Origin of the sequence: Catellatospora sp. TT07R-123, from assembly GCF_018327705.1 — a bacterium.
GTDB lineage: Bacteria > Actinomycetota > Actinomycetes > Mycobacteriales > Micromonosporaceae > Catellatospora.
In genome coordinates, this window is record NZ_BNEM01000001.1 from 129,966 (window position 1) to 155,192 (window position 25,227).

The following is a 25,227-nucleotide window of genomic DNA, read 5'->3' on the forward strand; positions in this document are numbered from 1 at the left end:
GGACCACGCCTTACGCGACTCCCCGCTGTCCCGCCAGCGCCCGGTCGGCCTCCTGCTGGACGCCGTCGAGGTCGTCGGGGATCTCAGCGCCGGTGACCGCGTTGGGCAGCGCGTCCTCCATCCGCGCCAGGGGCCGGTAGCGCAGCCCGGCCGCACCCAGCACCATCAGCGCCAGACCGGCGGCGACCAGCAGCAGGCCCATCCCCCGGCCCGGCCCGACGCCGAGCACGGTCCCCACGCTGCCGGCCAGCGCGCCGCCCGGCGCCAGCAGGGGCGCGAAGACGCGGTCGGCGATCAGGGGCGCGGTCACGAACGCCAGGGGGGTCATCGCCACCGCCATCATCTGGTTGGCGGCCAGCACCCGGCCCTGCAACTCCAGGCCAACCTTGAGCTGGATCATCGCCATCCAGTGGGCGTTGAGGATGCTCAGGCAGCCCCACCACAGCACCGCCCCGGCGCAGATCAGCACGACCGACGGGCGCAGGCCCGTCAGGGCGACGCCGAGGCCCATACCGATGACGAAGCCGACCATGCCGGTCGCCCGCCGCCGGGTGCCGCCCCAGGCCAGCATGACCAGGCTGCCCAGTGCCGCGCCGCCGCCGCTGAAGGCGGTGACCAGGCCCAGCGTGCCCGCGTCGCCCCAGGCCAGCACCATCGGGGTGGAGACCACCAGCGCGACGGTGAACAGGTAGTTCACGAGTACGAAGTACCCGATCATGATCATGAGGGGGCGGCGCCGGACCAGGAAACGCCAGCCGCCCAGCAGCGCCTGCGGGAACGTCTCGTCGCGGCGCCGGAACAGCCGGTCCGGGAACCGCACCGCCAGCAGCGTCAGCAGGCCCACCGCGAACGACACCACGTCGATGCCGATGACCGCGGGCAGCCCGACGGCGACGATCAGCGCGCCGCCCGCCAGCGGCGCCAGCAGCATGCCGACCCCGGTGCCGAGCTGCGCCAGCGCGTTGGCCTGGGTGAGATACGGCTTGGGCACCAGTTGGGCCACCGCGGCCAGCCAGGCCGGCCGGTGGAACGCCGTGATCGTGGAGCCAAGGCCCGCCGCCAGCGCCACCACGGCCAGGCTCAGCTGGTCGCGCCACAGCAGCACCGCCAGCAGCAGCATCACGCAGGCCGACAGCCCGTCGCAGGCCAGCATGATCCGGCGGCGGTCCAGCCGGTCGGCCAGCGCCCCGCCGACCGGCAGCAGCGCGATCGTCGGCAGCAGCGCCAGCATGGTCACCAGGGCGTAGTCGAAGGTGCGGCCACTGCGCTGGTAGGCCCATACCCCCAGGGCGAACGACCCGATGGCCGAACCGACCAGCGACACGGTCTGCCCGAACGCGACGATGTAGAAGGCGCGCAGGTCGTGGCGCAGCCGGGCCCCGTGCACGGCGCCGTCGGCGGTACGCGGCCGCGGCGCCCGCCCCGCCTGCCACGCCGCCACCCGCTCCCCGATGATCTCGGCGAGCCGCTGCGCCTGGTGCTTGACGAAGTAGTGCCCGGCGCGCGGGATGGTCGCCAGTTCCACGCGCGGGCCGAACGCGGCCCACTCCAGGTGCCGCTCCTGGTAGAGCTCGGTGCTGCGGTCGCGCTCGCCGACGACGCACAGCACCGGTGCGGCCAGCTCGGGCAGGCCCGGCCGCCCGAGTTCGGCGGTGAACCACGCCTCGGCCTGGCGGGCGTCGTGGCGCAGGCTGCGCATCATCTGGTCGGTCTCGGCCTCGTCCAGGTCCTCCATGCCGCCGATGAGCCGCAGCCAGTCGCGGTAGGAGCGGTCCGAGACCATCCGGTCGGTTGGCAGGATCCGGTTGACCAGCGCCGACAGGCGGCCGGGCAGGCGCGCGGCCGGGAACGCCCCGCCGACGACGAGCCCGACCAGGGTGATCCCGCGCTGCTCCAGCCGCTGGGCCAGGGCGGTGGCGGTCGCGGTGCCGACGCAGTGGCCGTACACCAGCAGCGGCCCGGACACGGTGGCGGCGACCTCGTCGGCCAGTCGGTCGACGAGCGGGCCGAGGTCGAGCAGCGGCTCGTCGGGGCGGGCCGGGTCGTGGCCGGGCAGTTCGACGGCCAGTGTCGTCACCGCCGGGCCGAGCGCCTCGGCCAGCGGCCGGTACGCCGCGGCCGAGCCGCCGCCGTAGGGCACGCACACGACGGTCAGCGCGGCGGTGCCCGGCGCCGGACCGCCGAGGCGGTGCAGCAGCCCGGCCGGGGCGCCGCCGCCCTCGGCCCGCGATCGCAACAGCGCACCCAGGTCGCGCACGGTCGAGGCGGTGAACAGGTCGATGACCCGCAGCCCGGGGTCGATGTCGCGCACGGCCCGCACCGCCTGGAACGAGTCGCCGCCCAGGGCGAAGAAGTCGTCGTCGCGCCCGACCTGCGCCACCCCGAGGATCGTCTGCCACACCTGCGCGACGCGCTGCTCGTACGGGGTCTGCGGCGGGCCGCCGTCCCCGGCCCCGGTGCGGGCGTCGGGCACCGGCAGCGCGGCCCGGTCGACCTTGCCGTTGGCCGTCAGCGGCAGCGCGGGCAGGGTCACCAGGGCCGAGGGCAGCATGTACTCGGGCAGCCGGGCCCGCAGCGCCGCGCGTACGGCGGCGGGGTCGGCGGTCTCGGGGGCGATCCAGGCGACCAGGCGCCGCTGGTGGGCCTCGCCGACGGGCAGCACCGCGGCCTCGGCCACCCCGGGCGCGGCCCGCAGCGCGGCGGCGACCTCGCCCAGCTCGACCCGGAAGCCGCGCACCTTGACCTGGTCGTCGAGCCGGCCGAGGAACCGGACCTCGCCGTCGGGCATGAGCTGCACCCGGTCGCCGGTGCGGTAGCAGCGCCCGGCGGGGTCGAACGGGTCGGGCACGAACCGTTCGGCGGTCAGGTCGTCGCGCCCGGCGTAGCCGCGGGCCACGCTGGGGCCGCCGATCCACAGCTCGCCGGGCACCCCGGCGGGCACGGGGCCGCCGTGCGGTCCGGTGACGTGGCAGACGACGCCGGGCAGCGGGCGGCCCAGCGGGACCACGCCGCGTCGGCGCTGCTCCGGGACCTCGTCGACGTCGCACATGAACACCGCGACCGTGGTCTCGGTGGGGCCGTACGAGTTCTGCACGGCCAGGTCGGGGCGGAGGGCACGGACGCGGTGGACCAGGTCCCAGGGGCAGGGCTCGCCCGCGACCAGCAGCAGCCGCCGGGGCAGCAGCGCGGCCAGGTCGCCGTGCGCGGCCAGCATCTCCAGATGGCTCGGCACACACTTGAGCACGTCGACGGGATGCTCGGCCAGGTAGCCGCCCAGCGCCGCCGGGTCGGTGGCGACCTCGCGGTCGATCAGGTGCAGCGTGGCGCCGGTGGCCAGCGCCCCGAACACGTTGGTCAGGCCGAGGTCCGCGGCGATGGTCGACACCAGCGCGTACGACCCCAGCCCCGGCCCCATCCGGGCCAGCGCCCCGAACAGGTAGCCGACCAGCTGCCCGTGCTCGACGGCGACGCCCTTGGGCTGACCGGTCGAACCGGACGTGAAGATGACGTACACCAGGTCGCCCGCGCCGACGGGGACGTCCGGCCGGTGGTCGGGGGCGTCGGCCGGGCCGTCGACGGCCAGCACCTGGGCCGCGCCCGCCCGGTCGGCCAGGGCGGTCAGGTCGCCGTCGGCCAGCACCACCCGGGCGCCGGCCGCGCCGAGCATCGCGGTGATCCGGTCGGCGGGATACGCCGGGTCCAGCGGCACGTACGCCCCACCGGCCTTGAGCACGCCCAGCAGCGCGGCGGCCAGCCCGGTGCCGCGTTCGCACAGGACCCCGACGGTGTCGCCGGTGCCGACCCCGGCCCGCAGCAGCCGGTGTGCCAGCCGGTTGGCGTGGCGGTCCAGTTCGGCGTAGGTGCGGCTGCCGTCGGGGCCGACGACGGCCACCGCACCGGGGTCGCGGTCGGCGGCCTGCTCGAACAGCACGTGCATGGGGCGCTGGTCGCGCTCGGTGACCGGCCCGGCCAGCAGCGGCCCGGTGACGGGCGCCAGCGGCAGCGCGTGCACGGCGGTGTCCGGGTCGGCCAGGATCGCGTCGAGGATCGCCAGGTGCCACGTGGCCAGGCGGGCGGCGGTGTCGGGGCCGTACAGGTCGCGGCGGGTCACCAGCAGGCCGTGCAGGCCGTCGGGGCCGTGGTCGGCGATGTTCCAGCTGAGGTCGAACTTGGCCGTCGGCGGCAGGGGTTCGCTGACCCGCACCGCCAGGCCGTCGAAGCCGCGCGGGGGCGGGGCCGCGTCGTACACGTTGAGCAGCACCTGGAACAGCGGGGTCAGCCCGGGGCTGCGCGGCGCGCCGGCCGCCTCCACGACCTGCGCGAACGGGGCGTCGGCGTGGGCGTAGGCGGCCAGGGCCGCGGTGCGGGCCGCCGCGACGAGTCCGGCGGCGGACAGGTCGGGCGCGACGTCGGCGCGCACGGCCAGCGTGTTGATGAACGAGCCGAGCACGTGCTCGCTGCCGGCCTGGCGGCGCCCGGCCTCGGGCACCCCCACCGTGATGTCGGCGCTGCCCGACAGCCGGGCGAGCAGCACCTGGAGCGAGGCCAGCAGCAGCATGAACGGGGTGCAGCCGTGGCGGCGGGCGAAGGCGCGGAGCCGGTCGGCCCGCTCGGGTCCGATGTGCACCGGGACGTGGCAGGCGGCATACCCGGTGCCCGGCGTGCGGGGCGTGTCGGTCGGCAGGTCCAGCGCCGCGGACAGCCCGGCCAGCTGCCCGCGCCACCATTCGACGTCGGCGGCGACCCGGTCGGCGGGAGCCGGGGGCAGGTCGGCGTACTGGAGGGCGGGCGCGGCCGGGCCCGGGATGCCGCGGCGGCGGGCGGTGTACGCGGTGGCCAGCTCGTCGAGGAGCAGCCGGATCGACCACGCGTCCATGGCGAGGTGGTGGAACGTGCACAGCAGCAGGTGCTCGCCGCCGTCGTCGGCCGACCACAGCGCCGCCCGCATCGGCGGCGCGGTGTCCAGGGCGAACGGGGCCCAGTCGCCGTCGGCGGCGAGCCGGTCCAGCTCGGAGCGGGCGACGGTGCCGGTCGTCAGGGGCACCGCGTCGGCGGACCGCAGGGTCACGGTGCCGTCCGGGCCGACGACCGTGCGCAGGACGTCGTGGCGGGCGGCGACGTCGGCCAGGGCCGCGCGCAGCGCGGGTTCGTCCAGGTGCCCGGTCATTCGCAGCGCCACGGGCACGTGGTAGGCGGGGCTGTCCGGGTCGAGCTGCCACAGCAGCCACATGGCGTGCTGGGCTGCCGAGAGCCGGACCGGTTCGGCGGGGTCGCGGCGCTGCGGGACGCGGGCGGTGGCCGCGGCCTGGCGGCTGGCCAGCAGGGCCCGCAGGCGGGCTTCGCGGTCGCTGGCGACGTCGGTCACACCGGCTCCTCGATCGATTCCAGGGCCAGCACTTCCAGGCAGGCGGCGAACGCGGACAGGACGGGATGGTCGAACAGCAGCCGCACCGGCACCTCGCAGCCGAGGACGTCGCGGATGCGGGCGGTGACCCGGGTGGCGGAGAACGAGTGGCCGCCCAGGGCGAAGAAGTCGTCCCCGGCGTACACCTCGGGCAGTTGCAGCACCTCGGCCCAGATCGCGGCGGCGAACTCCGCCATCGCGGTGGCCGGGGCGAGCCGCGGCCGGTCGCCGTCGGCCGGGGCGGGCAGCGCCGCGCGGTCGACCTTGCCGCTGGCGTTGAGCGGCAGGGCGGGCAGCTCCACCCACCGCGGCGGCACCATGTACGACGGCACCCGCGCCGCGAGCGCGGCCTGCACCGACGCGAGATCGGCGCGGTCGCGCCACACGAGATGACCGACGAGGCTGGTCTCGCCCGCCAGCGGCGCGGTGGTGACGCAGGCGTCGGCTACCAGGGGGTGCTCGCGCAGCGCGGCCTCGATCTCGCCGAGTTCGATGCGGTGGCCGCGGACCTTGACCTGGTGGTCGCAGCGCCCGACGAAGTCGATCCGGCCGTCGGGCAGCCAGCGGACGAGGTCGCCGGTGCGGTAGAGGGGCTGCCCGGGATCGAACGGGTCGGTGCCGAACGCGGCCGCGGTGGCCTCGGGCCGGTTGCGGTAGCGGCGGGAGACGGCCGGTCCGGCGATCCACAGCTCGCCCAGCACCCCGGGCGGGGCGAGGCGTCCGGCGCCGTCGGCGACGTAGACGCGGTAGCCGGGCAGCGGCCGTCCGATCGGGACGGACTGCTGCTCGTCGCCGCGCACCTGCTGCGCGGTGGTGATGATCGCCGCCTCGGTGGGGCCGTACCCGTTCCACAGCTGGCCCACCAGGCCGTGCAGCTGCCGGGCCAGGCCCGGGTCGAGGGCCTCCCCGGCCGACATGGCGCGCAGGCCGGGTCGGCCCGCCCACCCGGCGGCGGTGAGCAGCCGCAGGCCGGTGGGCGGCCCGAACCAGACGGTGGCGCCGGTCTGGTCCAGGCGCCGGGCGAGCAGGTGGCCGTCGGCGGCGGTGGCGGCGTCGACCAGCGCGCACGTCGCACCGGTCGACAGCGGCAGCCAGATGCCCAGGTGGCCGACGTCGAAGCAGATCGGCGACACCGACAGCACGGTGTCGGTGTCGGTGACCCGCATGAGGTCGCGCATGGCGGCCAGGTTGACGCCGAGGTTGCGGTGGCTGACCTCCACGCCCTTGGGGCGGCCGGTGGACCCGGAGGTGTAGAGGACGTAGCAGCCGTCGTCGAGGTCCGGGGCGTCGGGCGGGGTGGGGCCGCCGGTCAGGTCGGCGGTGTCGATGACGTGCAGGCCCGGGTGGTGGGCGGCGATCTGGCGGGCGGTGGCGGCGCCGGGGCCGTGGGCGAGCAGGAAGCGTACGTCGCCGTCGGCGACCTGGTAGGACAGGCGCTCGACCGGGTGGTCGGGATCGAGCGGCAGGAACGCCGCGCCCGCCCGGGACACGCCGAGCAGCACCGCGGGCATCAGCCGGGCCCGGGGCAGGCAGGCGCCGACGATCTCGCCGGGCCGCAGCCCGGCCGCGAGCAGGGTCGCGGCGACCCGGGCCGACACGGTGCCCAGCTCGGCGTAGGTGAGGTCGCCGTCGGGGGCGGTCACCGCGACCCGGTCGGGTCGCCGCCCGACCTGTTCGAGCACGGCGTCGACGAGCGTGCGCGGCGGCGCGGCGGCGGGCTGCTCACCCCAGTACCGCAGGCTGGCCAGCTCGTCGGCGCCGAGCAGGCTGATCTCGCCGACCGGGCGGCCGGGGTCGGCGGCGGCCGCGGCCAGCACGCGCAGCAGCCGGTCGGCCAGCGCGGCCGCGTCGGCGGCGCAGAACCTGGCCCGCGGGTACTCCACCGCCAGGCGGGTGCCGTCGGCGGTCTGTCCGACCAGGACCGTCAGCACGTCCGGGCTGCCGCCGCCGCGCAGTTCCCCGGCCAGTTCGACGGTCACGGCACCGGTCCGGGTGCGTACGGGGACGTCAGGCGGCTGCACGCTCAGCATCACCGGCAGCGCCGGGGTGCCCGGCGGGCGGGACACCGCCGCGACCATCTCCTCGAACGGCAGCTCGGTGTGTCCCAGGCCGATCGCGGTGGCGGCCGCGGCGCGGGCGGCCAGCTCACCGAACGGCGTCTGCGGGGCCACGTCGAGCCGGACCGGCAGCATGCCGACCAGCGGGCCGATCACCTCGTCGCGGTCGGCGCCGCCCCGGCTGGCGTACGCGCTGCTGAGCAGCGTGTCGACCCGGCCGGTGAGACCGTTCACGACGACGGCGAGCGCGGCGAGGTACACCGAGGCCGGGGTGGCCCGCGCGGCCGTGGCGATGCGGGCTGCCTGGCGGGCCAGGTCGGCGGGGACGGGCACCTCATGCCGGCCCGCGCCGCCGTCGGCTTCGGACCGGCCGGGCAGGTCGTGCGGCGCCGCCGACCCGGCCAGCGCCTCGCGCCAGTGGTCGGCGTGCGTGCCGGGCTGCGGCGCCGACTGCTCGTGCAGGATGAGGTCGCCGAGCTGGAGCCGTTCGTCGGCGGCGGCGGGCGGCAGGCCCTGGCCCAGCGCGGCCAGGTCGGCGGCGAGCTCGCGCATGAGCACGCCGGTGGACCAGCCGTCGAAGACCGTGTGGTCGGTCAGCAGGGCCAGTTCCCAGCCGCCGTCTGCCGGTGCCGCGAGCACGCGCAGGTGGGGTCCGTCGCCGGCGAGGTCGAACGGCTCGGCCACCGCCTGCCGCGCCTGCTCGCCGAAGGTGGCACGGTCCACCAGGCGCAGCGGCACCGGCGCGGGCGGCCGCACCTGGGCGGGGTCGCCGGGGCCGGGGTAGCGGGTGCGCAGCACGTCGTGCCGGGCCGCGAGGGCGTCGAGTGCGGCTTGCAGCAGCTGGGGATCGGTGCTGCCGTGGCAGCGCAGGTGCAGGCCGATGGTGGTGGCGGCGGGCCCGTTCAGCTCCCGGATCAGCAGGAAGTCGCGCTGGGCGGCGCTGAGCGGGTACGCGGTCCGGTCGCGGTGACGCACGGGGGCCGGGCGCCGCCCGGTGCCGTGGCCGCCTGCCAGCAGTTTCGCCAGGTCGGCGACGCTCGCTCCGGCCAGCACGTCGGCGGGGACGGGGCCGGTGCCGTACTCGGCGGCCAGCCGGGCGCAGATGCGGGTGGCGCTCAGCGAGTGCGCGCCGCGTTCGGTCAGCGGTTCGAGCACGCCGAAGCCGGTGTGGCCGAGCACGGCGGCGGCCGTCTCCCAGACGCGCTGCTCGGTGTCGTCGCGCGGGGCCACCGCCTCGGCGGTCCCGGCCGGGTCGAGTGCGGCCAGCGCCTGCCGGTCGGCCTTGCCGGTGGCGGTGACCGGGATGCGGTCGAGCACGGTGACGCGGTCGGGCACCATGTGCGCGGGCAGCGTCCGGCGCAGGTGCTCACGCAGGCCGGCGCCGTCGGCGGGCGGCATGCACTCGGCGTAGGCGGCCAGCGCGCCGACGCCGGTGCCGTCGGCGACGGGCAGGACGACGGCATGGCGTACGCCGGGATGGGCCAGCAGGGCGGCCTCGACCTCGCCGAGCTCGACCCGGAACCCGCGCACCTTGACCTGGTCGTCGGCGCGGCCGTGGAACAGCAGCCGGTCCCCGGACCGGCTGACGAGGTCGCCGCTGCGGTACAGCCGCAGCCCGCCCTCTTCGCGGAAGGCCGCCCGGGTCAGGTCCGGCCGGTCCAGGTAGCCGCGGGCCACGAGGGGGCCGCCGATCCACAGCTCGCCCACGTCGCCGTCGGGCACGGGGCGGCCCTGCCCGTCGCGCACCGACAGGACCGCGCCGCACACCGGGCCGCCCAGCGGGACCGGGTCGGTGCCGTCGCCGCGGTACACGTCGTAGGCGGTGCTGTAGGTGGTGCACTCGGTGGGGCCGTACGCGGCGCTGACGCGGGTCACGCCCGGGTTGGTGAAGATCCGGTCGACCAGCGCCCGCGTCACCCGTTCCCCACCCGTGACGACCGTCCGGACCGACGGCGGCAGGGGCTGGTCCAGGACGGCGGTCAGCGCCGAGCACACACCGGTGGCGAGCCGGACGCGGTGGCGGACCGGGGAGTCGAGCAGCCCGAGGGTGTTGTCGAGCAGGATGACGGTCCCGCCGGCGGCCAGCGGCGGGAAGATCTCCGCCACGGAGAAGTCGAAGCAGATCGACGCGGCGGCCATGGCCCCGCCGAGCTCGTCGGCGTCGTAGGCGCCGGCGACCCAGCGCATCAGGTTCACGGTGTTGCGGTGCTCGACGACCACGCCCTTGGGGCGGCCGGTGGAGCCGGAGGTGTAGATGACGTAGGCGGCGTCGTGCGGGGCGTTGACCGCGGGCGGAACGGTGCCGTCCTCGGCGAGTCCGTCCGTGCCCGGGGTCAGGACCGTGCCGGTCAGCCACGGCGCGGACAGCCCCGGCCCGACCAGCGCCAGGCGCAGACCGGCGTCGCCGGCGATGAACGCGAGCCGCTCCGCCGGGTACGCCGGGTCGAGCGGGACGTAGGCGGCGCCGGACTTCAGGACCGCCAGCAGCGACGGGACGAGCCACTCGTCGCGGGTCAGGCACACCCCGACCGCGGTGCCGGGTCCGGCGCCGTGCCGGCGCAGCAGCCGGGCGAGCCGGTTGGCACGGTGGTCGAGCTCGGCATAGGTCAGCTCACCGGTGCCGGTCACGACCGCGGGGCGGTCGGGCGTCCGGCGCACCTGCGCCTCGAATGCCTGGTGGATCAGGTCCACCCCGGCCGCGACAGCGTCCATCAGCCTCCGCCTCCCCCGCCGGACATAGCCGATGACAGCCATCGACGCATCCGCATTCTTGCTCACCTTGTTACCGCGCGGAAGTGAGAAGCGAAAGCTTTGTAATAACTTCGTGGCCGGGATCCGGGCAATTGCCCAGCAACAGGAGTACGGCCGGGCGGGTGCGCCGGCCCGGCCGTCCCGCCGGGCGGCGCACCCGCCCGGCGCGGCTCACATCGCCGTGACCTGGCCGGTCTCGTAGACGTGGGCGGTGTGCACCTGGGCGCGGTTGACGAACACCTGCGCGGTGAAGTGGCGGTCGTTGCCCGTGCCGTGCCACCCCGCGGTGACGTGGGCGTACGTGCCGTCCGTCGTGGACACCGCCGCGCTGTAGACGTCCGTGTCCCGGTCGGTGCTCTCCTCCAGGAACTGCTGGATGAAACCCCGGGTGTTGCCCGTGACGTTGGCCGCGAAAGTGAGGGACATGGCTGCTACCTCCATCTGCCGTCCGGCTCCCTGCGAACCGGACGACACACAGATGCGCCCGCCCTGCCTCGTAATACGTCAGGTCGCCTTCGCGACAGGGTTCCGCCCACGGAATGTCAGAGGCCGCCCATACTCTCCCGGGCATGATCGAACGTCCTTCGCAGCGGTGGCGCCAGGAGGTGCTGGAACAGCAGCAGGCGCTGGCCGCGGGCACCCTGGCCCCCGACGACGCCTACGCCGAGCGACTGTGGCCGCTGAGCTTCAGCGACGCCGTCGACGCCGCGCTGGCGGTATACGACGCGGACCTCGCCCGGCTGGCCGATCCGTCCGATGACGAGGTGCTGGCCACGGCGGCGACGCTGGTGCGGCGGCTCAACGGCATCGACGACGAGCACGGCCGCATCGAGACCGACGAACGCGAGGAGCTGTGCGAATACATCGAGGCGGCGGCGATCGCCGCCGGGGTCGACGTGCAGGGGCTGTACGAGCGCACCGACGACCGGGAGGCGCTGACCGCCGGACGGGACTGGTGAGGCCGGGCGTCCGTCAGTCGACCTGCACGAACACCGGGTTGGTGTAGAACCACAGGTCGTCCCACGGGTCGGCGTCGCCCTTCGGGTCCTGCCGCGGCTCGATCGAGCCGGAGGCGTGGTGCTCGCCGTTGGTGCCGCGTACGCGCAGGTAGAAGGAGCTGTCCACGGCGCGGAAGTCGTGGGTCACGGTGACCGTGCCGGTGCGCTGGCTGATCTCGTACGACCCGGCGACCGCCGTGTCCGGCGCCGCCATCGCATCGCGGTCGCCGGGCTGCCCGGTGACCGGCCCCGCGATGATGTCGACGCGGCGCAGCCGCGGCTGGTCGCCGTGGTGGTTGCGCTCGCGCCGCAGGTCGATGGTGACCGTCGCCTCGACCGTCTCGCCGCGCCGGACGGTGACGACCTCGCCGAGGCCGCCGCGGTGGGCGCCGCGGTCGCCGCCCACGCTGACGTCCACGGTGTCGACGAGCTGCCCGTGGTCGACCCAGATCCGGCCCGCGCGCAGCCCCCGCATCAGCTCGACGTAGTCGGCCGAGGCCGCGCCGACGTGGGTGCGGGCGAACTGGCCCGGCCAGAAGTCGCCCTGCCCGTCCCCGGCCCGCTTGCCCATCACCGGGTCGGGGAACGGCTCGTCGGCGGTCGGCTCGCCCCTGCGCCAGCTCTGCCCGAAGACGGCGTGGGAGTCGGAACCGGCCACGATCCAGAACGGCAGCCCCTCGGCGAGCATCGCGTCCCACACCCCGCCGACGGTCGCGGTCATCCAGTCGAACCCGCCGAACGTGCGGTACGCCTGCTTCGGGTAGTCGCGGAACGAGCCGCCCCACGGCTCGCCGTCGTAGGCTCCGCGCCCGCGCCCGGCGCCGCCGCGAGACTCGGGGATCCCGGCGGCCTGGTGGCCCGGGGCGCCCTCCATGCCGATCAGCACGCCCGGGTCGGCGTCGCGCAGCTTGCGCAGCGTGGACGGCGGGTAGGCCCCCGCCTCGCCGGGGTGGTTCACGATCGACAGCGCCATCGGGGTGCGCCCGTCGGCGGCCTGCCGGCCCAGCCACTGCACCGCCCGCAGCGCCTGCTCGCGGTTGGCGGTGTCGACGGCCCGCAGGTCGTTGACCCGCGCGTCGTACATGGACTCGAACTGCGACAGGACCTCGAACTCGCCGTCGCCGGGGGCCACGAACACGGTGGCGTGCTGCCCGGCCGGGACGTTCCACTCCACACCCTGGAACAGCAGCAGGTCAGGGTGGTCGTCGCGGCAGCGGCGCAGGTCGGCCAGGCCTCGTTTCAGGCCGGTGCGCTGGTGCTGCCGCCCGCCGTGGTCGGTGATGACCAGCCAGTCCAGTCCGTGCGCGAGCGCCGCGTCGACCTGCTGGTCGACCCGGTACCGGCCGTCGAAGCTGTACTTCGTGTGCACGTGGTGGTCCCCGGCCAGCCAGCGCAGCCGCCGCCCGGTCGCCGGGGCGGCCCTGGCCCCCGACACGGGCAGCACCTGCGCGGCACCGGCGGCAGCCGCGGTCGTGCCGAGCAGACCGGCGGCCCGGAGCAGCCTGCGGCGGCTCAGCTGGTGCTGCTCGCCGTCCTCGGCGCCGCTCGGCGGATCACCTGCTGGCGCGTGCCCGTGGCCATGCCCGTGATCGTGATCGTGGCCGTGCTCGTGCTCGTGCTCGTGGTCTCGCATCGATCAGCCCGTTCTGCCGTATTTCGCCCCACAAGAACCAGTAGTACGAAATACGGCCCGCGCCGAACCGCCACGCCGCGCACCCGCCGTCTACCTGCTCACACCGCCCGCCGTGAGCGCTGCGGCCCGGACCGGGCGGCGCTCACACCAGCGCGTGGCCGAACCGGCGGGACAGTTCGGACAGGTCCGGCTCGCCGTAGTGCCGGACCATCGCGGCGAACCGGTCGGCCTTGTCCTGGCCGAACCGGCGGACGCTGTCGGCATAGGCGGCGGCGGTGAGGAACACCGGCGGGCTGGTCTTGCTGTGGAACTTGTCGGCGTACATCACCAGCTGCTCCTCAGCGGTCTCGGCCTGGTAGTCGCCGGGCGGCAGCGGCAGGCCCTGCCGCTGGACGTCGTCGCGGCTGAGCCCGACCCCGGTGTGCCGGGAGCAGAACCTCGCCAGCGCCTCGGGCAGCCCCGCCTCGCGCAGCAGGTCGTGCCCGAGCACGCCGTGGCGGATGTAACCGCGGTGGTCGAGGTTGCCCGCGTCGTCGTACAGCCGGTAGACCCCGATGTCGTGCAGCAGGCAGCCGGCCCGGATCAGGTCGGCGTCAATGTCGACGGCGGCAGCGCGGCGGACCCTGTCCAGCAGTTGCTCGGCCACTGCGGAGACGATCCGACAGTGGGTGTAGACGAGTTCGAACGCCGCCGGGGTGGGAGCGTACTGCTCGTGCAGTGCCCGGATCTGCCGGTCATCGGGAATCACCGGCCGACCTTACCTAGACTCCCGGGGGGATCGGATGCGCCCGACCGCCCCAATTTTGATAGACGCCGGCCTATCACAAAGAATGTGATCTTGGCGGACTCGCCGCAATAGGCCAGCATCTATCTACGGCCGCCCGCGACCCGCTCACGCCGAAGCCGCAGCAGCCACTCCCGACCATCGGCCGTGATCGACCGGCCGTGATCGCCGCCTTCGGTCAGACTCCGCGCCTCAGGCCCGCGCTTTGACCGGCAACAGCGATCACACCCGAGTCGATCACGGCGCCAAGGTGGCGACACGCCGTCGAACCCCTCCATAAGTTCATGATCAACGGGGTCTGGGCGGGGTTAGGTGGGGGGTGGGCCGGGTGGGGCGCCTTCTTTCAGAAGCACCACTTCGCGTGGGAGGCGCGGCGAACAGAGCATTTTCGCGAAAGTGATCTCTAAGTTTGTCCCATATTGGGGATGTATGTCGCACCACCCGCCAACCAGCATTGGTGGGTTCCCACAAAATTTCCTGTGGACTACTGGCGAAGGCCACGGTTTCTCACGGAGCGTCAGATGCAAAGGTGGTAGACGGGGACCTCGCCCACGATGGGGGTCCCCGTTCGGTTCTTTGGGAGGCTAGCCCGGTGTTCAGTCGTATCGCCATCGTCAACCGCGGAGAGGCCGCGATGCGGCTGATCCATGCTGTCCGCGAGATCAACGCTGAGACCGGGGCCTCGCCGATCGAGACCATCGCGCTCTACACCGAAGCGGAACGCACCGCGACCTTCGTCCGCGAGGCGGACGACAGCTACTGCCTCGGTCCCGCGTCGGCGCGGCCGTACCTGGACCACGGTGTCCTGGAGCGCGCCCTGATCGCCACGCGCGCCGACGCCGCCTGGGTCGGCTGGGGCTTCGTCGCCGAGGACCCGGCCTTCGCCGAGCTCTGCGAGAAGAGCGGCGTGACCTTCATCGGCCCCAGCCCAGAGGCGATGCGCCGCCTGGGCGACAAGATCGGCTCGAAGCTGATCGCCGAGGAGGTCGGCGTCCCGGTGGCGCCGTGGAGCCGCGGCGCGGTCGAGACCCTGGAGGCGGCCAAGCGCTCCGCCGCCGAGGTCGGCTACCCGTTGATGCTCAAGGCGACCGCGGGCGGCGGCGGCCGCGGCATCCGCGTCGTACGCAACGACGAGGACCTGACCGACGCCTACGAGCGCACCAGCCTGGAGGCCGAGCGGGCCTTCGGCAGCGGCATCGTGTTCCTGGAGCGCCTGGTCACCGGCGCCCGCCACGTCGAGGTGCAGGTCATCGCCGACGGCCAGGGCACCGCCTGGGCGCTGGGCGTGCGCGACTGCTCGGTGCAGCGGCGCAACCAGAAGGTGATCGAGGAGTCCGCCTCGCCGGTGCTCGCCCCCGAGCAGGCCGCCGAGCTGAAGGCCGCGGCCGAGCGGCTCGCGCTGGCCGTGGACTACCGCGGCGCGGGCACGGTGGAGTTCCTGTACCACCCGGGCGACAAGCTGTTCGCGTTCCTGGAGGTCAACACCCGTCTCCAGGTCGAGCACCCGATCACCGAGGCGACCACCGACTTCGACCTGGTCAAGGCCCAGATCCACGTCGCCTCCGGCGGCCGGCTGGGCGACCTGATCCCGGTCGAGGTGGGCCACGCCGTCGAGGCGCGGCTCAACGCCGAGGACCCCGACCGCGACTTCGCGCCCTCGCCGGGCCGGATCGTGCGGCTGGAGCTGCCCAGCGGCCCCGGTGTCCGGGTGGACACCGGCGTCAGCGAGGGCGACCTGATCCCGGCCGACTTCGACTCCATGATCGCCAAGATCATCGCGTTCGGCCGCACCCGCGAGGAGGCGCTGGGCCGCCTGCGCCGGGCCGTCGGCGAGACCACCGTGATCATCGAGGGCGGCGCCACCAACAAGAGCTTCCTGCTCGACCTGCTCGACCAGCCCGAGGTCATCGACGGCAGCGCCGACACCGGCTGGATCGACCGGGTCCGGGGCGAGGGGCGCCTGGTCTCCACGAAGAACTCCGGCGTCGCGCTGGCCGCCGCCGCGATCGAGGCGTACGAGGACGAGGCGCAGGTCGAGCGGCAGCGGCTGCTGTCCACCGCGCACGGCGGCCGCCCGCAGGTGCAGCACAAGAGCGGCCGCCCGATCGACCTGAAGCTGCGCGGCGTGGGCTACCGCGTCTCCGTCGCGCAGATCGGGCCGCGCCGGTTCCGCGTCGGCATCGGCGAGGCCGCCACGGTCGACGTCGAGCTGGACCGCTACGACGAGCACACCGGCCGGATCATGGTCAACGGCCGCCGGTTCCGGCTGGTCACCGACACGCACGGCCCCATCCACCTGGTCGAGGTCGACGGGGTCACCCACCGCGTCAGCCGCGACGAGGGCGGCGTGGTGCGCTCCCCCGCCCCGGCGCTGGTCGTCGCGACCCCGGTCGAGGTGGGCGACGAGGTCGAGGCGGGCGCGCCCGTGCTCGTCCTGGAGAGCATGAAGATGGAGACGGTGCTGCGCGCACCGGTCAAGTCCCGCATCCGCGAGTGCCTGGTCATGGTCGGCAGCCAGGTCGAGACCGGCGCGCCGCTGCTGCGGCTGGAGCCGGTCGGCGACCAGGACGAGACCGAGGCCGTCGAGACCGAGGCCGTCGACCTGGAGCTGCCGTCGGAGCCGTCCGGCCTGTCGGTGCAGGCCCGGGTCGCGCACGGCATCGCCGACCTGCGCAGCCTGCTGCTGGGCTACGACGTCGACCCGCGCGACGAGCGCCGGACGCTGTCGGCGTACCAGGCCGCGCGGGCGGAGTCGGGCCGCCGCCCGATCGAGGCCGAGGTCGGGCTGCTGCAGGTCTTCGCCGACCTGTCCGAGCTGACCCGCAACCGGCCGGCCGGCGAGGAGTCCAAGGCCGACACCCGGGTGCACAGCCCGCGCGAGTACTTCCACACGTACCTGCAGAGCCTGGACGTGGACCGGGCGGGGCTGCCCGACACGTTCCGGCAGCGCCTGGCACGGGTGCTGGCGCACTACGGCGTCGACGGCTTCGACCGTACGCCCGCGCTGGAAGAGGCCGTGTTCCGCATCTTCCTGGCCCAGCAGCGGTCCTCGGCCGACGTCGCGGTGATCGTGGCGCTGCTCCAGCAGTGGCTGACCGAGCCGCTGCCCGCCGACGAACTGCGCGAGCAGGTCGGCCAGGCGCTGGAGCACCTGGTCGCGGCCACCCAGGTCCGCTTCCCGGTGGTGGGCGACCTCGCCCGCAGCCTCGTGTTCCGCTGGGCGGCCCAGCCGATGCTGCGGCGCAAGCGCGCCGAGGTGTACACCGAGGTCCGCGCGCACCTGCGCCACCTGGACGCCAACCCCGACGCCGCCGACCGGGCCGACCGGATCGCCCGGATGGTCGCCTCGCCCGAGCCGCTGGTGCGACTGCTGGGCCAGCGCATCGGCAAGCCGGGCGCCGACCAGGGGCCGATGCTGGAGGTGCTCAGCCGCCGCTACTACGGCAACCGCGGCGCCAGCGACGCGCGCTGCGTCGACGTGTCCGGCCACGCCTTCTTCACCGCCGGGTACGACACCGGCGACGACCGGTTCCAGCTGGTCGCCACGGCCGCGGACGTCACCGAGCTGCCCTCGGCGCTGGCCAAGGTCGCCGGGCTGACCGGCCCGGACACCGTCGCCGACGTGTACCTCACCTGGGCCGACCAGCCCGACCCCGACGCCATGGCCGCCACCCTGCAGGAGGTCCTCGACCAGGCCGGGCTGCCCGAGGGGCTGCGCCGGCTGACGGTCACGGTGGCAGGACGCACCGGCACCGCGATGCACCACCACTTCACCTTCCGCCCCGGCCAGGGCGAGGACCGGGTCATCCGCGGCCTGCACCCGCTGATCGCCGACCGGCTGCAACTGCCGCGCCTGAGCCGGTTCGACCTGACCCGCCTGCCGTCGGCCGACGAGGAGGTCTACGTCCTGCGGTGCGTCGCGCCGGGCAACCCGGCCGACGAGCGGCTGGTCGCGATGGCGCAGGTCCGCGACCTGACCCCGCTGCGCGACAGCGAGGGGCGGATCCTGTCCCTGCCCGCGCTGGAGGGCGCGCTGGACGCGTCGCTGGACGCGATCCGCAAGGTCCAGGCGCAGCGGCCGGCCAAGAAGCGCCTCGACACCAACCGCATCACGCTGTACGTCTGGCCGCAGAGCGAGCTGTCCGTGGACGACATGCGCACCGTCATCGGCCGGATGCTGCCGCTGACGGCCGGGGCGGGGCTGGAGCAGGTGCTGTTCCTGGGCCGCCAGCGCGACGCGGCGACCGGCGAGCTGACCGACATCGCGGTCGAGGTGTCGTTCGACGCGGGCATGCGGCTGTCGGTGACCCAGCCGACGACCGAGCCGATCGAGCCGATCGACGACTACCGGCAGAAGGTGCTGTCGGCCCGGCGGCGCGGCACGACGTACCCGTACGAGCTGACCGGCATGCTGGCCGGCACGAACGGCACGTTCACCGAGCACGACCTGGACGACGAGGGCGAGCTCGCCCCGGTGGACCGGCCGCGCGGGCGCAACAAGGCGGGCATCGTCGCCGGGGTGGTCAGCACGCCGACCGAGCGCCACCCCGAGGGCGTCACCCGGGTGGTGCTGCTCGGCGACCCGACCAAGGCGCTGGGCGCGCTGGCCGAGGCCGAGTGCGCCCGGGTCATCGCCGCGCTGGACCTGGCGGAGCGGATGCAGGTGCCGGTCGACTGGTTCGCCCTGTCGGCGGGTGCCCGGATCTCCATGGACTCCGGCACCGAGAACATGGACTGGGTGGCCGCGGCGCTGAAGCGCATCGTCGAGTTCACCCAGGCCGGTGGCGAGATCAACATCGTGGTCGCGGGTATCACCGTCGGCGCCCAGCCGTACTGGAACGCCGAGGCCACGATGCTGATGCACACCAAGGGCATCCTGGTGATGACCCCGGACTCGGCGATGGTGCTGACCGGCAAGCAGTCGCTGGACTTCTCCGGCGGCGTGTCGGCCGAGGACAACTTCGGCATCGGCGGCTACGACCGGGTCATGGGCCCCAACGGCCAGGCCCAGTACTGGGCGCCGGACCTGCTGGCGGCCCGCGACGTGCTGATGGCGCACTACGACCACACGTACATCGCGGCGGGCGAGTCCCGGCCGCGCCGGGCGGCCACCTCCGACCCGGCCGACCGCGACATCAGCGGATTCCCGCACACCTGGCCCGACAGCGACTTCACCACCGTCGGGGAGATCTTCTCCAAGGAGCGCAACCCCGACCGTAAGAAGGCGTTCGACATCCGTACGGTGATGCGCGCGCTGGCCGACCAGGACCACCTGATCCTGGAGCGCTGGGCGGGCATGGCCGACGCCGAGACCGCCGTCGTGCAGGACGTGCACCTGGGCGGCATCCCGGTGTGCCTGCTGGGCATCGAGTCCCGGTCGGTGCCGCGGCGCGGCTTCCCGCCCACCGACGGCCCCGACACGTACACCGCGGGCACGCTGTTCCCGCAGTCGTCGCGCAAGGCAGCGCGGGCGATCAACGCGGCCAGCGGCAACCGGCCGCTGGTGGTGCTGGCGAACCTGTCCGGGTTCGACGGCTCCCCCGAGTCGATGCGCAAGCTCCAGCTGGAGTACGGCGCGGAGATCGGCCGGGCGATCGTCAACTTCCAGGGCCCGATCGTGTTCTGCGTGATCTCGCGATACCACGGCGGCGCGTTCGTGGTGTTCTCCAAGGCGCTCAACCCGAACATGACGGTGCTGGCGGTCGACGGCTCGTTCGCGTCGGTCATCGGCGGCGCGCCCGCCGCGGCGGTCGTGTTCTCCGGTGACGTCGACGCGCGTACCGCCAAGGACCCGCGGGTGACCGACCTGCAGACGCGCATCGCGGCCGCCTCCGGCGGCGAGCGGGCGGCGCTGCTGGCACAGCTGCTCGACATGCGGGCCTCGGTCCGGGCGGAGAAGCTGAGCGAGGTCGCCGCCGAGTTCGACGGCGTGCACAGCATCCAGCGCGCGGTCCAGGTCGGCTCGGTGGACGCCATCGTCCGGCCCGAGGAGCTGCGTCCGCAGATCATCGCGGCGATCGAGCTCGGCCTCGACAAGGCGTAGCACGATTGAGATCGGCGGGGCGGGGGCGACAGCCTCCGCCCCGCCGCCGTTCTCCCGCGAAACCCCGATGCGGCGGCTTGCCGTGCTGCGCCATAGTGATGGGCCTCGGGGGAGGTCGTGATGGCGGTGTTCACGTGCGCGGGCTGCGGTGCCGCGCTGACCGTGCCGGTGCGCCGGGTGGTCCTGCCCGCCCATGCCCGGGCCAGGTACGGCAACGGGCCGCTCGACGTGCTGATGGAGCCGGGGACCTACGCGATCGACCCCCTGCCGTCCGGGCCGCCGTGGCGGCTGTGGGCCGAGGTCGATGCCGCCGAAGCGGCCAGCCACGGCGTCTATGCGCCGACCGCCGTGCTGTCGTTCGGCCCGGCCGGGGCGGTCGCGGTCGCGCCGGGTGACGTGCGCGGCACCGAGTTCATCCCAGACCGGCTCGACGGCACCTGCTGCGGCCTGTCCGCCGGACGGGGCGGCCCCAACCTGGCCTGCGCGCGCTGCGGCCTGCCGGTGGCGACCCGAGTCGACGACTGCGGCCTCTGGCAGGCGGTATGGCTCGCCCCCGGCACCGTCGACATCGAGCACGACGCCGCCGACGGCACCTCGACCCCCTGGGAGGAACTGCTCGACCAGCAGCCGGGCCTGCCACCGGTGGAACAGCCCGGCCATTGGAGCCCGCTGTGGCAGGCGTCTTTGGCGGTGACGCTCGCCCACGTGGTGACCGCCTCGGGCGGCCACCCGGTCGCGGTCGCGGTCGGCCCGACCGCCGACGTGCTGCGCCGCGCGCTCGACGCGCTGCTGCCGACAGGCCCCACGGCCAGGATCCTCGCCCTGGCCGGGCCGGGGCTGCCCGAGGTGGCCGCCGACATCGCCGTCGTGCCGCAGCATCCGCAGACCGGCGAGCTGTGGGCACCGGTCCGGGCGCCGGTGGCGGCTCCGCTGTCCTGGGAAGTCTGGGCGTATCTGGCTTTCCATCGCGAGCGCAAGCCGGTGCCGATACCCGCCCAAGCCTTCCGTGACGACCCGCCGCCGCGTATGCCGTTCTGGACGTTCCGGCCCAGCCGCTCGGTATTCCTCGACACCCTCGTGCGGCTGCCCGGGGTGCGGGAACCGTGGCTGCGCGCGATCTACGACCGGGTGAACGAGCGGTGGGCCGGGCTGCCGCTCTGGTGAGGCTGCTAGCTCGACGCGGCGTCGTCAGCGGCCGGCGGCCAGGAACCGGTCCGGATCGGTCACCACGACGTCGCGGCGGGTCCGGATACTGATGAGCATGCCCACGGCCGGGGCGACAGGGTCCGTCATGGGGCGCAGCATAGACCGGACCCACCGACGGCGGGGTTCGGCAGGACACCCTCGTCCGCTCATCCGGCCACAGCGCAGGGCCCCGCCGTGGCACCGTCGCGGTGCCGGTCGGCAGGGCCCTGGCTGTTGCGTACGCGTCCTACTGGTACGACACGAACACCGGCTTCGGTTCGATCTCCATGGTCTGGCGCGGCGAGAACGTCGGGTGGTCCTCGTCGTAGAAGTTCTTCCAGCCCCACCAGATCCGCGACGGCGCGTCCAGGTGGACGTTCTCCCAGGTCGCCATCTTCTCCCCCGCCGAGCCGAAGCCGTCGGCGTGGATGACGACGCTGAGCTCGTCGAAGCTGGTGTCCAGGTCCGACCGGTCGCTGATCATGTCGGTGCGGAACTGGTGCAGCATCAGGATCTTCTGCGGCAGGTGGTGGCTGCGGGTGAGCTCGGCCAGCCAGGCCGCCGTCTTGTTGATCTCGTTGGAGGCGACGGAGCCGATCTGCACCATGTGGACCTGGTGCGGGGTGAGGCGCCACTCCGGGTCGAGGGCGAGCCCGACGTGGGGCTGCAGGAGCAGCTCCTCGTACAGCTTGGCCTGGGTGAGGAAGTCGGTGCGGCCGGGTTGCAGGTCGAGCACGACGTAGACGCCCGCCGTGCGGGCGGCGTCGATCCAGGGGCGCAGCTCGGCGGCGGTGGACTCGTTGGAGTAGTCGCCGTCGGGGCCCGGGTCGGCCGAGGCCACCGTGGCGATGATCTCGAAGGCGGGCACGACCGTGTCGCCGACGACGGAGGCGTACTGGGCGGCGACCTTCTGGGCGCGGGCGATCGCGCGGTCGACCGGCTGCTCGCCGAGCGAGCCGAGACCGGCGTCGCCGGGGTGGCCGTAGAGGGCGATCAGGCGGCGGTGAGGGAACAGCACCTGGCGGCCGCCGGGCAGCAGCGTGCCGGTGGCGGCGGTCTCGATCCGGTTGCGCAGCTGGTCGGCGGTGCCGAAGTCGCTGCCCAGGGCGAGCACGGGCGCGCCCGCCTGGCCGGACAGGGCCTTGATCGCGGCGTCGTCGGCGCGCGGGTCGGCTTCGGGCAGCTCCAGCACGTGGGCGCCGCTGGCCTTGGCGGTCGCGGTGGCGGCCGCCGACTGGGCCCGGTTGACCGTCAGGACGAACAGCTTGTCCAGCGCGGCCGCCGCGGCCGGGCGGGACGGCTTGCCCTCGGCGAGCGGCTTCACCTCCTCCTTGCCCGCCTTGTGCTCTCTGGCCCAGCCGGTCGCGGCGTCGCCCACCGGGATCAGGGTGCGGGGGGCGAGCCGGTCGAGTTCGGCGCGCACGTCGGGTGCGGCGCCGTCGCCGGTCGCGGTGACCAGCAGGGGTACGCCGAGGTCGATCGCGGTCGCGCCGGCCTGCTCCATGCTCCCCTGGTCCTGCTCCCCCACGAGCACGACGGCCGGAGCCTGGCGGAAGAGCGACCGGCTGGCCTGGAGCGCGAGCTCCACGCCGCTCGTGCCCGCGGCGACCGTGGTCAGCTCGGCGGGCATGGTCGTTCGCGAGTCGGGACGGGAGCTGGAGTCGAGGGCGAACGCGCTGCATCCGCCGGTGAGCAGGACGCAGGCGAGCAGCGCCGGACGAAGCCTGGGCAGGGGCATGGAGCGCCTCACAGGGTTCAGTAACCACAAAATGGACATTTCTGCCCGTACCGTAGCTGGGAAAACGCGTGTTGTCTGGCAGATCGCGCGTTTTGGCGCGACTCGGGGTCAGTGCCCGTTTTCCGGACGCCGTGCGGCGAGCAGCACGGTCAGCAGGTCCTGCGCTCCCGCCGGAGTCAGGCTCTCGACCAGGTAGTGGTCGGCCGTGTACGGCAGGAACGTGCGCGGGATCTCGTCGACCGAGCGGCCCGGCAGCACCACCGGCAGGATCTTCGGGGTCCACCGCACCCGGTCGCGGTAGAGCTCCTCGGCCAGGCGGACGTACTCCGACTGCACGCCGCGGTGCCGGTCCGGCGGCAGCTCCCCCTCGCTCGCCTGCCGGTACATCGGCGAGGCCACCACGAGCACGAAGTCCGCCCGCTGGATCTGCACATTGGTCCAGTCGTTCCAGTTCCGGCGTACGTGCAGGTCCTCCTGGTCGAACCGGACGTCGACCCCGGCCCCGGCCAGCAGCGCGCACAGCCGCACCACGTCGGCCTTGTGCTCGGGGCTCTCCTGCGCGTACGAGACGAACACCCGTGGCCCGTCCGCATCGGGCACCGGGCGGGCAGCGGGGGCGGGCTGACGCACGAAACCGGCGAGGGTCGGCAGCTCCACGTTGAACGCATCGCGCAGCGCCAGCGGGCGCAGGCCCTGCGGTGTGCCGGGCCCGAGGTCGTAACCGGCCGCCGCCACCATCGGCAGGCGGCGCAGCGGCGAGGGCGCCAGCAGGGCGAACCAGCCGGTGCGCGACCCCGCCCACAGCGGCTCGCCGGGCACCGCGGTGTGCCGCCAGCGTACGCCCGCCGAACCGATGCCACCGCAGTCGACCCGGGGCGCCACCGCGGGCAGGGTGACCCGGGCGACGACCTCGCCGCTGCCCCACGACTCGGCGGCCGGGTCGTCGCGGACGGGCACGAAGTCGAGCTGGGTGGTCACCTCGTACCAGCGGGCGTCCTCGGCGCGGCTGACCGTGCGCGGAATCGCGTCGCTGACCGTCACGCCCGCCGCGCCGAGGTCCAGCCCCAGCTCCGCCCACAGCGGTGTCGGCGCGCCCGCGGCGAAGTCGAACTCATAGTGGACCTTGACCAGGTATCCGGACAGGCCCTCGAATCCCTCCGGCATCGACCTGACGGGCTGGACCAGGCAGCCGCGCAGCAGCACCCGGCCGACGGCGACGCCCATCGGAGCGAAGTCCAGGGACTTGTTCGCCTCCGCCAGCAGCAGCGGCATGTCGGCGACCGGCGTCTGGCGACCATGAGCCGAGTATCGTCGCACCCTGATCCTTCGAGCCGATGGCGGTCACCGTCGAGCCAGCATACTGTGACGGAGCTCGATCAGGCAGCTGCGGCGAGGGCAGGCCACCGATGACCGATGAGGACCGGCGCCACGCCCGGTGGATCGACCGGCGCATGGCCCTGGCCCGCGAGTGGGACGACCTCGTCGCGCAGGCCGAACGCCTCGACGGGCGCGCGAGCGCCCCGACGTCGCCGCTGGTCGCCGCCGACCGGTCCCCGGTCGTCGTGGTCAACGTCGGCCGCTGGCGCCGCGACGCCCTCATCGTGACGCCCGACGGCACCCAGGCCGTGCCCCTGCCCGACCTGACGCACGCGGCCGTCTACCAGCGCGCCGATGCCTTCCTGCGCGTCATCAGCGAACGGCCGCCGATGACGGGGATGTCCTACGCGGCCGCGATCGAGGCATACCAGGCGGCGCGGCAGGAGCGGCAGCGGCACCTGAGCGACCTGATGCGGTGGCTGTGGGACACCGTCGCCGAGCCCGTGCTGACCGCGCTCGGTCACACCGGCGCTCCCCGCCCCGGCGAGGCATGGCCGCGCGTGTGGTGGTGCCCCACCAGCCGGCTCGCGCTGCTGCCGCTGCACGGCGCGGGCTACCACACGCAGGCGGGTGACAGCGTCCTGGACCGGGTGGTCAGCTCGTACACCCCGACGCTGCGGGCACTGGCCGACCAGCCCCGCCAGGCGCCCGCGGCGCCGCACGGCGCGCTGTTCGTCGGGGTCGCCGACGGGGTCGGCGGGGTGCCGCTGGACGAGGTCGCCCGGGAGCGGGAGTGCGTACGCGCGGCCTTCCCCGGCCGGTTCACCGACCTCGACGGCACCGACGCCACCGTCGACGCGGTCCGGCAGGGGCTGGCCGGGCACGCGGTGGCGCACTTCAGCTGCCACGGCTTCCAGGACCTCGACAACCCCGCGCGCGGCGGCCTGGTGCTGCACGACGGCACCCTGTCGGTGGCCCGGATCAGCCAGGACCGCTACGGCGGCGAGCTGGCCTTCCTGTCGGCCTGCCGGTCCGCGACCGGCGGGGTGGACCTGGCCGACGAGGTCGTCACCGTGGCGGCGGCACTGCGCTACGCCGGGTTCCGGCACGTGCTGGCGACGCTGTGGGAGGTCGACCAGAGCGTCGCCGCCGACGTCACCGAGTCCGTGTACGCCCGCCTGGCCCGCCCGGACGGCTTCGACGCCGACGGGGCGGCGGCCGCGCTGCACGAGGCGCTGCGCGGGCTGCGCGCCGACCCGCGCCGGTCGCTGCACGACTGGCTCCCGTTCGTACACCTCGGACCGTAGGACGGCACCG

General features: G+C 74.4%; 11 protein-coding genes. 4 read left to right on the forward strand and 7 right to left on the reverse strand.

Going from position 1 to position 25,227, the window contains the following annotated elements; all coding sequences use genetic code 11:
• Nucleotides 1–10: 10 nt before the first annotated feature.
• The 3 genes from Cs7R123_RS00620 to Cs7R123_RS00630 all read right to left on the reverse strand — a co-directional run bounded on the left by Cs7R123_RS00620 (nucleotide 11) and on the right by Cs7R123_RS00630 (nucleotide 10,638).
• On the reverse strand, nucleotides 11–5,365 hold the full coding sequence (locus Cs7R123_RS00620; RefSeq protein WP_212822553.1) for a non-ribosomal peptide synthetase/MFS transporter: 5,355 nt from the start codon (nucleotides 5,363–5,365) through the stop codon (nucleotides 11–13).
• Nucleotides 5,362–10,173 (reverse strand): non-ribosomal peptide synthetase, encoded by a 4,812-nt coding sequence (locus Cs7R123_RS00625; protein ID WP_212822555.1) that lies wholly within the window; start codon nucleotides 10,171–10,173, stop codon nucleotides 5,362–5,364. Before Cs7R123_RS00625 ends, Cs7R123_RS00620 begins: the two co-directional genes overlap by 4 nt.
• Before the next feature lie 210 nt (nucleotides 10,174–10,383).
• Nucleotides 10,384–10,638, reverse strand: coding sequence for a hypothetical protein (locus Cs7R123_RS00630; protein WP_212822557.1), 255 nt, complete (start codon nucleotides 10,636–10,638; stop codon nucleotides 10,384–10,386).
• 143 nt (nucleotides 10,639–10,781) lie between these two features.
• Here Cs7R123_RS00630 and Cs7R123_RS00635 point away from each other — a divergent pair, with 143 nt between their 5' ends.
• Nucleotides 10,782–11,171: a hypothetical protein gene (locus Cs7R123_RS00635; RefSeq protein ID WP_212822562.1), complete on the forward strand. Its 390-nt coding sequence runs from the start codon at nucleotides 10,782–10,784 to the stop codon at nucleotides 11,169–11,171.
• 13 nt (nucleotides 11,172–11,184) lie between these two features.
• Here Cs7R123_RS00635 and Cs7R123_RS00640 read toward each other — a convergent pair whose 3' ends face one another.
• A complete protein-coding gene (locus tag Cs7R123_RS00640) occupies nucleotides 11,185–12,843 on the reverse strand; it encodes a PHP domain-containing protein (RefSeq protein ID WP_212822568.1) in 1,659 nt (552 codons plus the stop codon).
• Nucleotides 12,844–12,985: 142 nt separating this feature from the next.
• A complete protein-coding gene (locus Cs7R123_RS00645) occupies nucleotides 12,986–13,591 on the reverse strand; it encodes an HD domain-containing protein (protein WP_212822570.1) in 606 nt (201 codons plus the stop codon).
• Between the two features lie 628 nt (nucleotides 13,592–14,219).
• On the opposite strand from Cs7R123_RS00645, the gene Cs7R123_RS00650 reads away from it, so the two are divergent.
• A complete protein-coding gene (locus Cs7R123_RS00650; protein WP_212822572.1) occupies nucleotides 14,220–19,670 on the forward strand; it encodes a carboxyl transferase domain-containing protein in 5,451 nt (1,816 codons plus the stop codon).
• Nucleotides 19,671–19,790: 120 nt separating this feature from the next.
• Complete coding sequence (locus Cs7R123_RS00655; RefSeq protein WP_212822574.1) at nucleotides 19,791–20,834, forward strand: hypothetical protein; 1,044 nt, start codon at nucleotides 19,791–19,793, stop codon at nucleotides 20,832–20,834.
• A 268-nt stretch (nucleotides 20,835–21,102) separates the two neighbouring features.
• Here the strand turns inward: Cs7R123_RS00655 and Cs7R123_RS00660 are convergent, their stop codons facing one another.
• Together Cs7R123_RS00660 and Cs7R123_RS00665 are read right to left on the reverse strand one after the other, a co-directional pair.
• Nucleotides 21,103–22,593, reverse strand: a complete 1,491-nt coding sequence (locus Cs7R123_RS00660; protein ID WP_212822575.1) for a hypothetical protein — start codon at nucleotides 22,591–22,593, stop codon at nucleotides 21,103–21,105.
• 108 nt (nucleotides 22,594–22,701) lie between these two features.
• Nucleotides 22,702–23,910, reverse strand: a complete 1,209-nt coding sequence (locus Cs7R123_RS00665) for a toll/interleukin-1 receptor domain-containing protein (protein ID WP_212822577.1) — start codon at nucleotides 23,908–23,910, stop codon at nucleotides 22,702–22,704.
• A gap of 89 nt (nucleotides 23,911–23,999) precedes the next feature.
• Here Cs7R123_RS00665 and Cs7R123_RS00670 point away from each other — a divergent pair, with 89 nt between their 5' ends.
• Entirely contained in the window at nucleotides 24,000–25,217 is a 1,218-nt protein-coding gene (locus tag Cs7R123_RS00670) for a CHAT domain-containing protein (protein WP_212822579.1), read from the forward strand.
• The last annotated feature ends 10 nt before the right edge of the window (nucleotides 25,218–25,227 follow it).